14 protein-coding genes are annotated in these 12621 nt (G+C 46.2%); all 14 read right to left on the bottom strand.

From position 1 onward, the window contains the following. Positions 1-20: 20 nt before the first annotated feature. The 14 genes from NSA57_RS00485 to NSA57_RS00420 all read right to left on the bottom strand — a co-directional run bounded on the left by NSA57_RS00485 (position 21) and on the right by NSA57_RS00420 (position 12615). A complete protein-coding gene (locus NSA57_RS00485; RefSeq protein ID WP_022067860.1) occupies positions 21-569 on the bottom strand; it encodes a BMC domain-containing protein in 549 nt (182 codons plus the stop codon). Positions 570-585: 16 nt separating this feature from the next. Continuing rightward, a complete protein-coding gene (locus tag NSA57_RS00480; protein WP_022067861.1) occupies positions 586-1914 on the bottom strand; it encodes a 4Fe-4S dicluster domain-containing protein in 1329 nt (442 codons plus the stop codon). A gap of 4 nt (positions 1915-1918) precedes the next feature. Further along, the gene (locus NSA57_RS00475) at positions 1919-2185 is read right to left on the bottom strand and encodes a EutN/CcmL family microcompartment protein (RefSeq protein ID WP_022067862.1); all 267 of its coding nucleotides are present in this window, start codon (positions 2183-2185) and stop codon (positions 1919-1921) included. Between the two features lie 106 nt (positions 2186-2291). Continuing rightward, complete coding sequence (pduL, locus tag NSA57_RS00470) at positions 2292-2903, bottom strand: phosphate propanoyltransferase (RefSeq protein WP_390427811.1); 612 nt, start codon at positions 2901-2903, stop codon at positions 2292-2294. A 173-nt stretch (positions 2904-3076) separates the two neighbouring features. Beyond that, positions 3077-3355, bottom strand: a complete 279-nt coding sequence (locus NSA57_RS00465) for a BMC domain-containing protein (RefSeq protein WP_005427721.1) — start codon at positions 3353-3355, stop codon at positions 3077-3079. A gap of 47 nt (positions 3356-3402) precedes the next feature. Next, the gene (locus tag NSA57_RS00460) at positions 3403-3735 is read right to left on the bottom strand and encodes a BMC domain-containing protein (RefSeq protein ID WP_022067864.1); all 333 of its coding nucleotides are present in this window, start codon (positions 3733-3735) and stop codon (positions 3403-3405) included. Positions 3736-3774: 39 nt separating this feature from the next. Beyond that, positions 3775-4050: a BMC domain-containing protein gene (locus NSA57_RS00455; RefSeq protein ID WP_022067865.1), complete on the bottom strand. Its 276-nt coding sequence runs from the start codon at positions 4048-4050 to the stop codon at positions 3775-3777. A gap of 49 nt (positions 4051-4099) precedes the next feature. Continuing rightward, the gene (locus NSA57_RS00450) at positions 4100-4414 is read right to left on the bottom strand and encodes a BMC domain-containing protein (protein WP_022067866.1); all 315 of its coding nucleotides are present in this window, start codon (positions 4412-4414) and stop codon (positions 4100-4102) included. A gap of 24 nt (positions 4415-4438) precedes the next feature. Further along, on the bottom strand, positions 4439-5671 hold the full coding sequence (locus NSA57_RS00445) for a zinc-binding dehydrogenase (RefSeq protein ID WP_022067867.1): 1233 nt from the start codon (positions 5669-5671) through the stop codon (positions 4439-4441). A 17-nt stretch (positions 5672-5688) separates the two neighbouring features. Further along, positions 5689-7077 carry an aldehyde dehydrogenase family protein gene (locus tag NSA57_RS00440; RefSeq protein ID WP_257463688.1) on the bottom strand — a complete coding sequence of 463 codons (1389 nt, stop codon included), beginning with the start codon at positions 7075-7077 and terminating at the stop codon, positions 5689-5691. A gap of 31 nt (positions 7078-7108) precedes the next feature. Then, positions 7109-7921, bottom strand: coding sequence for a class II aldolase/adducin family protein (locus NSA57_RS00435; protein ID WP_173752009.1), 813 nt, complete (start codon positions 7919-7921; stop codon positions 7109-7111). 237 nt (positions 7922-8158) lie between these two features. Further along, the gene (locus NSA57_RS00430; RefSeq protein ID WP_257463687.1) at positions 8159-8950 is read right to left on the bottom strand and encodes a glycyl-radical enzyme activating protein; all 792 of its coding nucleotides are present in this window, start codon (positions 8948-8950) and stop codon (positions 8159-8161) included. A gap of 83 nt (positions 8951-9033) precedes the next feature. Beyond that, positions 9034-11553 (bottom strand): glycyl radical protein, encoded by a 2520-nt coding sequence (locus NSA57_RS00425; RefSeq protein ID WP_257463686.1) that lies wholly within the window; start codon positions 11551-11553, stop codon positions 9034-9036. A gap of 471 nt (positions 11554-12024) precedes the next feature. Further along, a complete protein-coding gene (locus NSA57_RS00420) occupies positions 12025-12615 on the bottom strand; it encodes a class I SAM-dependent methyltransferase (RefSeq protein ID WP_147597989.1) in 591 nt (196 codons plus the stop codon). Positions 12616-12621: the final 6 nt, after the last annotated feature.

The following is a 12621-nucleotide window of genomic DNA, read 5'->3' as shown; positions in this document are numbered from 1 at the left end:
GCCCCCTTTTTGAGAACTTTTTATAAAATAGAATCAATCATGCGTCTGTCCGGATGAGCAATTACAGAAGAGTCAAGGTACATGCCTTTTTCGGCAACAAGCTCTTTCGCTCTCTGAATGGACGCTTCTACTGCGGATACCTCTCCGGTAATCATCATATAAGATTTTCCGCACATACCCTTTGCAATACGAAGCTCGATCACATCTACAATGGCTGTTTTGGCAGCCTGGTCAGCTGCTTCGATAATAGATACCGCATCATAGGTTTCCAGAATTCCAAGCGCGCTGATATCCTCGATCACAGTGGTTCCGTACATAGCCGGAAAAAGTGATTCATGAGGATTTCCAAGTACAAAACTGTCAATACATTTATCTTCGTAAGTGGTAACTGCCGCGTCAACAGCCGCTTTTACCGCACTTAAATCACCGGTGATAATTGCAATATATTTTCCCGGACATACGGTCTGCGCCTCAACGATTTCTACGTCAGAGGTCTTTACCATGGCATCCGCTGCTGTGACACCTGTGGCAGTGGTTTTAAATTCAATCATTCCGATTGCTTTACTCATGTTCTGCACGTCCTTTCTACTTTGCTGCAATTATGATGTAGCGGTCTGTTACTTCAGTTACTTTTCCGCAGATACTTGCATGAATGCCGACGCTTAATCCGTCAGCAGGCTTTGCAATCATCTGACCTCTTGTTACTTCATCGCCTGCTTTCACAATTGCCTGTGCCGGAGCGCCGATATGCTGACTCAGAAGGATCTTAACCTTCGGAACAGCTACCAGAGTCTCATCCATCGGTGCATCCTTATCATATTTTGTCAGTCCAAGCCGTGCCATCAGACGTTCCTCAGGAACTTTGCGGTATTCTCTGGACTGCTGCACCGGTACCGGCTGTACACCCTGCGCAGGTCTGATTCCTGCTTTTCTGAGTCCGCCCTTCATATCCGCCAGCAGAGTTCTGGGAGCCAGGCTCTGAGGGCAGGCATACATCTCGCAGACACCGCAGGAACTGCAGAAATGAGAATCCAGATAAGGATTCAGATCTCTGAAATCACCGTTTGCTGCCGCTCTCATGAAACGCGCCGGATCAATAGGATGTCCCAGATTGTTTCTCGGGCAGAGATCTGTACAGGTATTACACTGGCAGCAGATAGACGCTGCACGTTTTAAATCTATGGAAGAAGTTCTCTGCTTCTTCATAACGATCAGATGATCCTTCGGAAGGACCAGAATCGCATTCGTTGTCTTTGTTACCGGGTCGGAACCGCTGCCGATCCGCCCCATCATAGGTCCGCCTACAAAATATACGGCGTCCTTTGTTGTAATTTCACCGGCCTGCTCCACAACCTCATCCAGCGTACATCCGATAGGAACACGGACAGTTACAGGCCTGCTTACTTCTGCCACAACAGATACATATTTGTCTGTTACAGGCATCTGTTTTTCCAGTGCGCGGTATACGTTGTAGATCGTCTCAACATTAAAAACGATAACTCCCTGTTCAATAGGCAGTCCCCCGGGTCTTACCACGCGTCCGGTTGCTTCATAGATCAGAACAACTTCATCTCCCATAGGATAAACTTCCTCAAGAAGATGTATCCTGATTCTCGGGAATTCCTCAATATGCTGCTGAAGCGCTTTTACTGTCTGCACATAAGATTTTTTAATGCCGATGATCGCTTCTGATGCGCCGACTGTCTCTGCTACAAGATTGAAAGTTTTCATGATCTCATAGGCATGCTTTTCCAGCAGCTGTCTGTGCAGTTTAAGCAACGGCTCGCACTCTGCACAGTTCATGAGAATGGTATCCGCCTTATCCGTAAGCTTGGCATAAGTCGGAAATCCGGCGCCGCCGGCGCCTGCCACACCGCTGTCCTGCATTATTTTCTGTAATTCTTTGATTTCCATGGCGTTACTCCAATCCCGCACCGTCATCAATGATTCCGACTATCGCCGCATCAATAGGTGCTGTTTCTTCGCCGCAGCCGATTCGTGCTGCGCTACCTTGTGCCACCAATACATACTCTCCGATTCCCGCACCGATCATGTCGATCGCAACAATCTGGCTGAGTTCTGATTTCATATGATGCACCGGCTCTACAATCATAAATTTCTGTCCGATCAGCTTCTCACTTTTCCGGGTGGAAACCACGCTTCCAACTACTTTTCCTACAATCATGTGAGCCTCCGCATAAATATTCTTCTTAAATCCTCCTATGGGGATGCGGCGCATATATCCCAAAGGATCTTTTCCTGTGCTGCATCCCCTGCTTTTCGGAGGAACCTTATTTTATAATTGTAACGGTATTGCCTGTGGCGATCTTCGCCGCATTGGCCTCATCCGTATCAATATGCATTTCCAGTGTAAAGCTGTCGTCTACACGGATCTTTACCTGATTAAAGATTGTTCCGCGCTCGTTGTCTGCTTTTACAGAAACAATATCGCCGTCCTTTACACCTGCTGCCTGAGCATCTTTCGGTGACATATGAATGTGACGCATAGCCACAATACAGCCCTCGTTCAGATAAATAGCACCCTTTGGTCCCACAATGGCAATGGGAGCACTTCCCTTGACATCTCCTGATTCGCGAACCGGAACCTTCATTCCCAGTTTAATGGCATCTGTGGCTGATACTTCCACCTGTGATGCTTTGCGGACAGGTCCTAAAATCCTGACGTTCTCAATAGCACGAAGCTTGAGACCTACGATAGTAACCGTCTCATTTGATGCAAACTGTCCGCCCATCAGCTCTTTTTTCTTTGTAAGCTGATATCCCGGTCCGAACAAAGCCTCTACATGCTCCTGTGTCAGGTGGATATGCCTTGCGGAAACTCCAATGGGAACCATGAAGCCCTGGCCTCTGCTCTCATTTTTATTAATGGCGTCTATCACCATTTTGGTGATCAGCTCTATGTTCTTTGTTTCCAAGAATACACCTGCTTTCCGAATAAAAATTCAGCCATGAGCCAGACAGCCGGATCAGGGAACCCCTGTCTGCACAAAAGTCTCTGACCCTTTTACCCGGCCTGTAATAAGTCTGGATACATGACTGAACTGCTTACTCTGATTTATTTAAGAACCGGAAGAATCTTCTCAACGTCTGTATGAGGTCTTGGAATTACATGTGTAGCTACAAGCTCTCCAAGTCTGGATGCTGCTGCGCTTCCGCTTTCTACTGCTGATTTCACAGCGCCTACATCACCGCGAACCATAACTGTTACAAGTCCGGAACCGATTTTCTCTGTTCCTACAAGCGCAACGTTTGCTGCCTTGCACATCTGGTCAGCTGCTTCGATAGCTGCTGTAAGTCCTCTGGTTTCAACCATTCCTAATGCTTCCTGTGTCATGATTTTTCCTCCTTATCAATGATCCATTATCAGGAAAGTTTCCTGAATTATTTTTCCGGCTGTTCAGCCTCTTCTTCTGTCTGCTCTTCAGACTGTTTCTTCCATCGGCTTGCGCTGAGTTCCACAAGCTTGACAATTTCCTCATGTGGCCGCGCGATCACTGCATAACTTGCCGGTTTCTTAATTGCCTTGGCTGCCGCTGTTTCAACAGCTTCGGTGACAGCCGATACATCACCCTGTACAATAAGAGTTACCAGGCGTCCGCCCAGCTTACGTTCCCATGACGCCAGCTCAACGTCTGCAGTTTTACACATAATGTCCAGCGCATCCATCGCCGCTACGACACCTGTGATTTCAATAAAACCATATGCTTTATTCACGAGCGAACTCCTTTACGCCTGTATGTTTGTATCTGTTATTTAAACAGTAGGCAGAATTTTTTCTACGTCTGTATGAGGTCTCGGAATTACGTGAGTTGCTACAAGCTCTCCAAGTCTGGATGCTGCTGCGCTTCCGCTTTCTACTGCTGCCTTAACAGCTCCAACATCACCGCGAACCATAACAGTTACAAGACCGGAACCGATTTTTTCTGTTCCCACAAGAGCAACCTCTGCCGCTTTTGTCATTGCATCTGCTGCCTCGATCGCAGCGGTAAGTCCTCTTGTTTCTACCATTCCTAATGCTTCCTGTGCCATTTTATTTCTCCTCCTGAATCAAGTTTATATATTTGGGGACTATGTTCTGTCAGCTTTTATCAAGTGCGCTGATCTTTAACATTTTTTCCGTTCCCTCTTCAGGGTTCGGAATAATATAGTGCTGTACCACACCAGTCATCCGGTTCGCTACTTCCATTCCTGTTTCAACGGCTGCTGTCACATCCGTCACACTTCCGCGGAATTTGATGCATACCAGAAGCGGTACCGGCAGGCTGTCTGCATTTGCAGGCTTATTCTTATCGAATACCTCCAGTCGGACATTTGCTGCCTTACATCCGGCATCTGCCGCTACAAAGGCTGTGGCCAGCCCAAACACTTCCAGAATTCCTACAGCTTCTGCCATTTTGCTTCTCCTCTATTCTCCGGATTATTCATTAACGATGGCGATCTTCAGACCTGTCATTGCAAGGTTGGTCTCAAGAGCCTCATTGATCTGCTCAAGCGGGAACTTATGAGTGATAAGTTCAGACATCGGAAGTCCGATCGCCTTTGCTCTCTTGAGGAAATCAAAGGTAGTTGCATAATCTCTCAGGTTGTATACCCAGGAGCCAACCAGATTGATCTCTTTGGAGCAGAGATCAAAATGAGGATTGATCACTGCGTCTCCGCCGTTGATAAAGAAGCCAAGCTCACAGAGACCGCCGCCGTTGCGGATGAATTTATAAATGTTTGCATGTGCCTTCGGGTTTCCTGTGCACTGGAATGCAAAATCTGCAAGATGTCCGCCCTGAGCCTCTTCAACTGCTGCTGCAAGAGCTTCCACACCCTGATAATTCATAAAGTTTACAGTTGTGTTTGCGCCCATTCTCTTAGCAAACTCAAGACGCTGCTCATTTCCGTCTACTGCGCAGATGTTTTCAACACCCATGGTACGGAGAACGGCAATGCAGATCAGACCGATCGGTCCGCAGCCCTGAACAACAACTCTGCTGTTGAACTTCAGAATTCCTGTTGTTTTTGCTCTCTCAACTGCGTGAACAAGAACTGCACATGGCTCGATCAGAATACGGGAATCCAGATCCAGATCACTTACATTAAAGAAAGTAGAACCGAAATTTCCGCCTCTGATTAAGATGTAGTCCGCAAACCATCCATTGAATTTTACATCATCATCCGGAAGAAGTCCATATACATCTGCTCCGCCCACGTTTTTCTTATTCAGGTCAAACATTGTGATCTCCGGATCATCCTTGAAGATCATACAGGTAACAACCTTGTCTCCTACTTTCACAGCTTTTCCTGCTGTATCAACGGTTACGTTTTTACCCATGGCAACGATCTCGCCGGTTCCCTCATGTCCGAGAACTACCGGAATCAGGCCAAACGGGTCGTTTTTATATTCATGAGCATCAGTTCCGCATACACCGCATCCTTCAACTTTAACAAGGATATCGTCATCTCCCAGTTCCGGAATCGGATACTCCTGAAGCTCAAAATGTTTTTTCTCGGTCATCATTGCAACTCTTGCAGTTTTCGGAATTCCGCCGTTTGCTGCCGGAGCTGCCGGTGCGGAAGCTGCTGCCGGAGCCGCTCCCTTTCCTGTCATACCGGAAAGAACCTGTTTTACAATTTCCTCAATATTTACATTGTTCATATCCATTGTTCTATTCCTCCTGATTAACGAATGCAAAGGCTGTCAGACATTACGCAGCGTCTTCTCTTTGTAAAAGTGCTTGCGCTTGTAAGTCCCTCTCCTGTACGGCTGGCAATAGTAAAGGTACAGAAGCCTTCTCCTCCGAATCCCAGCGCAGAATAGGACGGGCCGTTCTTTACAAGGATTGCGGTATCGATCGCTCTTGCATATTTTGTGATATTGTCAACATTTTTGGAGTGGATATGTGCGGAGTGGCGGTTGCAGTGCTCCAGCCATACAGCCTGCTCTACTGCATCGTCAAAGTCTCTTGCTCTTACCATACCGAGAATCGGCATCATAAGCTCTTCGGCGATCAGCGGGTGTTCCTTCGGTCCTTCGAATACGATGCAGCGGATATTTGCCGGCGCATCCACTCCGATCATGGACAGAAGTGTTCTCGCATCACGACCAACACATTTACGATTCAGCTTGCCGCCTGCCAGAACAACCTCTGTAAGCTTGTCCTGTTCTTCCTTGGAAGCCAGGTAGCAGTCATTTTCTGTAATAAGATAATGCATCAGCTCATCTGCAATGGAAGACACTGCAACAATTTCTTTCTCTGCAATACAGGGAAGATTGTTGTCAAAGGTACATCCGTTTACAATATCCTGAGCTGCTTTGCGGATATCAGCAGTTTCATCAACAAGTGCCGGAGGATTTCCTGCGCCTGCTCCGATTCCTCGTTTTCCGGAGGAAAGAACTGCTGTTACCACACCAGGGCCGCCTGTTGCGGCGATCAGGTGAATGTCTTTATGTTTCATCATAATATCGCTGGTTTCCAGCGTCGGTTTCTCGACTGTTACAGCAATATTATCCGGTCCTCCGCTTTCCAGGGAAGCCTCATTTAAAAGATTGATTGCATAGATAGATGTTTTGATCGCTGCCGGATGAGGGTTGAATACAACTGTATTTCCGCCTGCCAGCATACCCATAGTATTACACAGAACTGTCTCACTTGGGTTTGTACACGGAGTGATCGCTCCGATCACACCAAACGGTCCCATTTCGATCAGAGTAAGTCCTCTGTCTCCTGACCATGCTGTTGTGGTAATATCTTCTGTACCCGGTGTCTTATCAGCTACAAGATGATGCTTCAGAATCTTGTCTCCGACATTTCCCATTCCGGTTTCTTCTACACCCATGCGGGCCAATACTTCTGCATTTTCTTTAATTTTTTTGCGAATGCAGGTAATGATCTTTTCTCTCTGGTCCATGGACATTCTCTTTACGATCAGTTCCGCCTTCTTGGCAGCCTCGATCGCATCATTCATATCCTTGAAAATCCCATGTTTTCCGGCCGGAGCTTCCGCAATCTGCATTTTTGCCATAACTTCCTGTACAATTTCCTGTACCATGTTCTCACTGATTGGCATGAGATTGTCCTCCTTACTTATTCCGTCAGAATTATTTCATTCCAAGCTGTGCCATTACCTGTTTTGTGATGTTTGCGATCAGTTCTGCATCTGCTTCCTGAGCTCCTGACTCCTGAGAATGAGCAACCATGCAGCCGCCGCAGTTATGACAGTTGATGCCGTCTTTGTTCTGACAGAGATCTGCCGGATGTTTGCCTGGAAGTCCCATTTTTCTTCTGATCTCATAAAGCTTTTCGATTGTCTCTTTATCGAATTCCTTCGGGCCACCCAGAAGTTTGCTCTGGTACAGAAGCTGTGCGTAGAATTCAACAGACTCCATTTTCATGTATGCAGCGTTCAGATCTGTGGACCATGTAAGTGCTCCGTGGCTCTCAAGAAGAACTGCGTCAAAATATGGAAGATATTTTTCCAGTCTGTCCGGAATCTCGTTTGTGGAAGGTGTGCCGTACTCAGCGATCGGAACACATCCAAGAGCGATAACTGCCTCAGGCATGATCGGCTGTGTCAGCGGAATACCTGCGATTGCAAAAGAAGTTGCATATACAGGATGAGCATGTACAACAGATCCAACGTCTGGTCTCTTCTTATATACTCTCATGTGCATTTTGATCTCAGAAGAAGGTTTGAATCCCGGGTTAGCCTGAATCACATTACCCTCTGCATCTACCTTACAGATGTACTCCGGTGTCATAAATCCTTTGGATACGCCAGTTGGTGTGCAGAGAAACTCATTGTCATTCAGTTTTACGGAAATATTTCCGTCGTTTGCTGCTACCATGTTGCGGTTGTAGATACGTCTTCCGATGTCACAAATCTGTTTTTTGATTTCAAACTCGTTTACCATGCTTTTTTCCTCCTTAAGCAATTAGGTGTCTTATTTTATTTCTAAGGAGATTTTACTCCTTAAAACCAAAGTTGTCAAGGAATTCTTGTTGATTCCTGTTGTTTTTATCGGTATTATGTTGTTGTTTTTGTTGTGTTTCTATTTTTTGTCATTTTCCGAAAAAACATACAATTGCATATTTTCTTTTATCTCCGGATCCTGATTTCTTCTGTTATCATCCGTTATAATGCCGATCTTTTATCCGCCGATCTGAACATGCAGGGAAGTGATACTTTCTGCAGCCCGCTTCAGGGTTTTCATTTTTTCTCCGTCAGGAGGCAGTATCCCATCCATCAGATACGCTCTTCCCAGACCTTCATATTTATCCTGCCCCAGTCTGTGATAAGGCAGAAGATGAAGTTCTTTCACTCCGGGAAGAGAATCTGCAAAAGCGGCAATTCCGCGGATTTCCTCCACAGTATCATTAAAGGCGGGGATCACCGGTACCCGTATGATCAGCCTTGTTTTTCCGGAGAGGGCAACCTTTCTGGCATTTTCCATCATCAGCTCATTGGTTTTTCCCGTAAACTGCCTGTGCTTTTCGGGATCTGTATGTTTGATATCCATCAGATAAAGATCCAGATACGGCAGTATCTCCTGAATGCTTTCAAAAGACGCACACGCCATACTTTCGATTGCCGTATTAATGCCCCGCTCCTTCGCTGCCCTGAGAAGATCTCTGGCAAACTCAGGCTGGCAAAGACATTCTCCTCCGGAAAGAGTCATTCCTCCCCCGGAGCGATAATAATAAGGCCTGTCTTTTTCCACCTCGGCGATCATTTCCGCCACTGTGGTGTCTTTCCCGATCACCTTATCCTCTCCAAGTACCTTCATGGTCTGTATCCTGTATTCCTGAGATTCCGGATTACAGCACCAGCGGCACCGCAGGACGCAGCCTTTGAGAAAAACAATGGTGCGGATTCCCGGCCCGTCGTGAACAGAGTGTCTCTGAATATCAAAAATCCTGCCCCTGGTATCTAAATAACTCATATTATGCCTTTCCGTTCATACTCTCTCATATTCTGATCCATTGTCCTGCTCCTGTTATATTTCGCCCGGCCACCTTCCCGCGATCAGAATCCCTGTTCTGTTCTCCGGATAATATCATCCTGAAGAGATCTTGACAGAGTGGTAAACAGTGCGCTGTAGCCGGCAACCCGGACAACCAGATGTTTATATTTCTCAGGATTTTTCTGAGCGTCCAGAAGCGTATCTCTGTCAACCACATTAAACTGCATGTGCATGCCCTTCTGATCAAAATAAGAACGGATCAGTGCGGTAAATTTCTCAAGGCCCTCTCTTCCAGCCAGCGCAGAAGGATGGAATTTCTGATTAAACAGAGTTCCGTTAGATACAATAAAATGATCCAGTCTGGCAACGGAATTTGCAGCCGCAGTAGGGCCGTTTACATCCTTTCCTGCCGAAGGCGATACGCCGTCTGCCACAGGAGTGTGGGCATAGCGTCCGTCCGGCGTGGCTCCCGTCTGTCCCCCAAGAGGAACATTCGCAGAAACCGGATAAAGCCCTGCCTGGAACTGACCCCCTCTGGGATTCTTATAGTTCTGAAGAGGCCTTGTATAGGTATAAGCCACATCTCTTGCAAAGTAGTCAACCTCTGGGATATCATTTCCAAACTTCGGAACCTCATCGATCATATGATGAATTTCCTCAAAACGCGCCTTCTGGTCTTCTGAAGGCTTCATGGTCATCACTGTTTCCAGCACGGATTTCACAGCGCTTTCATCAATGGCGCGACCCTGACGCTCCATCTCTTTCAGGATAGATGCTGTCATATCCACTGCTGTCTCACTGTCGATTCCTTTTCCGTAATTCCATAAAAGGGCTTCTTTATATTCCTCCATGGAAACTTTTTTGTCTCTGTATACAAGCTGACGCACTGCATAAAGAGAATCTGCCATATTGGCGATTCCGAATCCCTGAGGGCCGGTAAAGTTATATACCGCTCCGCCTTCCTGAACAGAAATCCCTCTTTTTATACAGTCATCCACCATACAGGACAGAAACGGCAGCGGACATCTTTCTGCGTGAGCCACATCAATGGCATTATCAGCGTTTACAAGAAGAGAAATAAAGTAATCCATCTGTTTTTTATAGGCATCATAGAATTCTTCAAAGGTGGTCATCTCTGTCACATCACCTGTAGCGATTCCCACCTGCTCCCCTTTGTCCATTCCATTGGAAAACACAAGCTCCAGAGGACGGCACATGTTAAAGAACGCCGCGTCATGCCAGCCGTCTGTTTTTCCGGCCTTCTGAGGCTCCACACATCCGATGATATTGTACTCTCTGGCATCTTCAAGAGAAAGTCCTCTGTTCTGAAGAGCCGGAATGATCACTTCGTCATTATAATAGGCCGGAAGTCCGATTCCCGTTCTGGTCAGTTCCGCCGCTTTGATCAGAAACTCATGAGGGCTTCCGTTCCATACTCTTACAGAAAGAGACGGCTGGGGCAGATGTACATGCATGGATGCCTGAATACACATGATCGAAAGATCATTTGTCACATCCTCCCCGTCTTTGTTCTGTCCGCCTGCAATGAGATTCTGAAACAGACTGTAGCCTGCAAAGCCTTCTGCCGAGGCGGCGTCACGGCATTTATTCAGATCGTTCAGTTTTACCCAGATGCAGTCCATCAGCTCCTGCGCAAACTCTCTGGTGATATTTCCGTTTTCCAGATCCTTTTTATAGTAAGGATACATATACTGGTCAAAGCGTCCCGGTGAGATGGAGTGTCCGCTGGATTCCAGCTGAATAAGCTGCTGAACAAACCAGAAGGACTGACATGCCTCATAAAAGCTTCCCGCCCCCTTTGCCGGGACACGGCTGCAGTTAAGAGCGATCACTTCAAGTTCGTTTCTTCTTACAGGATCACTGCATTCAGCAGCCATTTTTTCTGCCAGCGCCGCATAACGCTGCGCATATTCCATCACTGCCTGGCAGCTTAAGATCACTGCGCTTAAAAAGTGAGATCTCCTTGCATAATCGCCGTCGCCCACGTGACATCTGTCCAGCTCCGCCTGGGCTTTTGCCATGATGCCTTCATATCCGATAGCAAGAACTTCCTCGTATTTTACTGTTACATGGCCTACACCGTTATAAAAATAATTTCCCGGCGTAAAAATATTATGTTCAATGGCCTTTATTGCTTCCGGAGCCATATATGAGGTTGCCAGCTCACTGGTGGTCTTCCCCTTCCAGTATTTATGTACCTCTCTTAACTCCTGTTTTGTTTCTTCGGCAATATAAAACGGGTCCGCGCTCCTCGTTTCAACCGTATCCAGTTCATCCTCCAGCCACTGGTAAGAAAATTCCGGATAAGTCTGACAGCCTCTCGGTGCTATGGTACTGCTGCCTACGATCAGTTCCTCATCACGGATAATGATGGGAATATGACGCAGAATATGAGCAAATGCCCCCGCACGCCTGGTAATCATGGGTTCGCCTTCGGTTGCCTGATAAGATTCTGTAATCAGTTTCGCTCTGGCAGATTCGATCACCGGCATTTTCTCATACAGATGGTCAACCAGTCTTGTAATTCTGGCTGATTTTGGAATATCTGTGGTATTAAACATTTCCACGCTTCTCCTTTCTCACAGCTTTTCCGGACAAAATCCGGCTGCCGCGTATCATATACAGCCATTATACGCCATCCTTCCCTGTGCGTCAACAAAAAGCAACACATACCGCTCCGTTTTGATGAGGTTTTTATTGTATTTGATATGTGTTTTTTGTTGTTTTTTATTTATTGTATTTTTCCATGAACATTTCAAAATCCCTGTGTCATAATCCTTTCGGCTAAATTTCCGAAAAAACCAACTTATATCCGCAACAACAGAATATCCATACTGGCTCCTGACAACAAGCTTAAAGACTTTAAATATCTCTTTCTGAAACCATTGTTTTCTCCTGAAACTTTGATATAAAAAAAGAGACTTCCGCTCCTGTACCATTTCTGCCAATAGTACAAAACCTTCCAGTCCCTTTTCACTTGTCTGTTATTCGGTTTTCTTTTTGATTTTAACCTGTAAAAACGATATTGTTGTTTACAGTAGCGAGAATATCAGTATCTTCTCTCTCATATTATTCCCCGGGAATAAATCCATACAATTAACAGCTCCCTCATACTGCAGCTCATCCAGGCCATTGAGATACACCTCATATTCCTGAGAGGGATAATAAAAATACAGCCTGAGCTCCCGTTGATTTTCATACCAGGATTCCAGTATTCTTGCCATTGCCTGTTTGAGAATCTCCAGACAGAATGGATTAAAGAAAAAGCATCTGTCCACCTGTGCAGGAACCTGATAAGCTGCCGCATCCTGCTGCACAAAACATACTTTTCCGGAAGAAACTGCTTTTTTCTGATTCCGAAGAGCAGTCTGGTAAAACCGCTCATTATATTCAATTCCTATAGAATTACACCCGGTCTGATAGGACAAAAAGAAATCCACACGCCCTTTTCCGCAGCCATAATCAAGAACCGTGTTTTTCTTTCCGATCTCTCCACTGTTTCCAAGCCTTTCCAATACTGAATAAGGCGTGGGCTCATAAGGATATTTGTACCGATCCGAGCCTGTATCATCCCGCCCTGATGTGCGGATCTTTAACAGCCTGTCCCAGGAATCTTCATTCATACCAAG

The sequence above is a fragment of the Blautia caecimuris genome, from assembly GCF_024622975.1.
Taxonomy (GTDB): Bacteria; Bacillota; Clostridia; order Lachnospirales; family Lachnospiraceae; genus Blautia_A; species Blautia_A caecimuris.
This window is presented reverse-complemented; position numbering and strand designations above follow the sequence as displayed.

Coding starts and splice junctions, on each gene's coding strand:
- NSA57_RS00455 (WP_022067865.1), bottom strand. CDS start 4,050: ATGGCACAGGAAGCATTAGGAATGGTAGAAACAAGAGGACTTACCGCT.
- NSA57_RS00440 (WP_257463688.1), bottom strand. CDS start 7,077: ATGCCAATCAGTGAGAACATGGTACAGGAAATTGTACAGGAAGTTATG.
- NSA57_RS00465 (WP_005427721.1), bottom strand. CDS start 3,355: ATGACACAGGAAGCATTAGGAATGGTTGAAACCAGAGGACTTACAGCA.
- NSA57_RS00435 (WP_173752009.1), bottom strand. CDS start 7,921: ATGGTAAACGAGTTTGAAATCAAAAAACAGATTTGTGACATCGGAAGA.
- NSA57_RS00420 (WP_147597989.1), bottom strand. CDS start 12,615: ATGAATGAAGATTCCTGGGACAGGCTGTTAAAGATCCGCACATCAGGG.
- pduL (WP_390427811.1), bottom strand. CDS start 2,903: ATGGTGATAGACGCCATTAATAAAAATGAGAGCAGAGGCCAGGGCTTC.
- NSA57_RS00480 (WP_022067861.1), bottom strand. CDS start 1,914: ATGGAAATCAAAGAATTACAGAAAATAATGCAGGACAGCGGTGTGGCA.
- NSA57_RS00475 (WP_022067862.1), bottom strand. CDS start 2,185: ATGATTGTAGGAAAAGTAGTTGGAAGCGTGGTTTCCACCCGGAAAAGT.
- NSA57_RS00430 (WP_257463687.1), bottom strand. CDS start 8,950: ATGAGTTATTTAGATACCAGGGGCAGGATTTTTGATATTCAGAGACAC.
- NSA57_RS00450 (WP_022067866.1), bottom strand. CDS start 4,414: ATGGCAGAAGCTGTAGGAATTCTGGAAGTGTTTGGGCTGGCCACAGCC.
- NSA57_RS00425 (WP_257463686.1), bottom strand. CDS start 11,553: ATGTTTAATACCACAGATATTCCAAAATCAGCCAGAATTACAAGACTG.
- NSA57_RS00485 (WP_022067860.1), bottom strand. CDS start 569: ATGAGTAAAGCAATCGGAATGATTGAATTTAAAACCACTGCCACAGGT.
- NSA57_RS00445 (WP_022067867.1), bottom strand. CDS start 5,671: ATGGATATGAACAATGTAAATATTGAGGAAATTGTAAAACAGGTTCTT.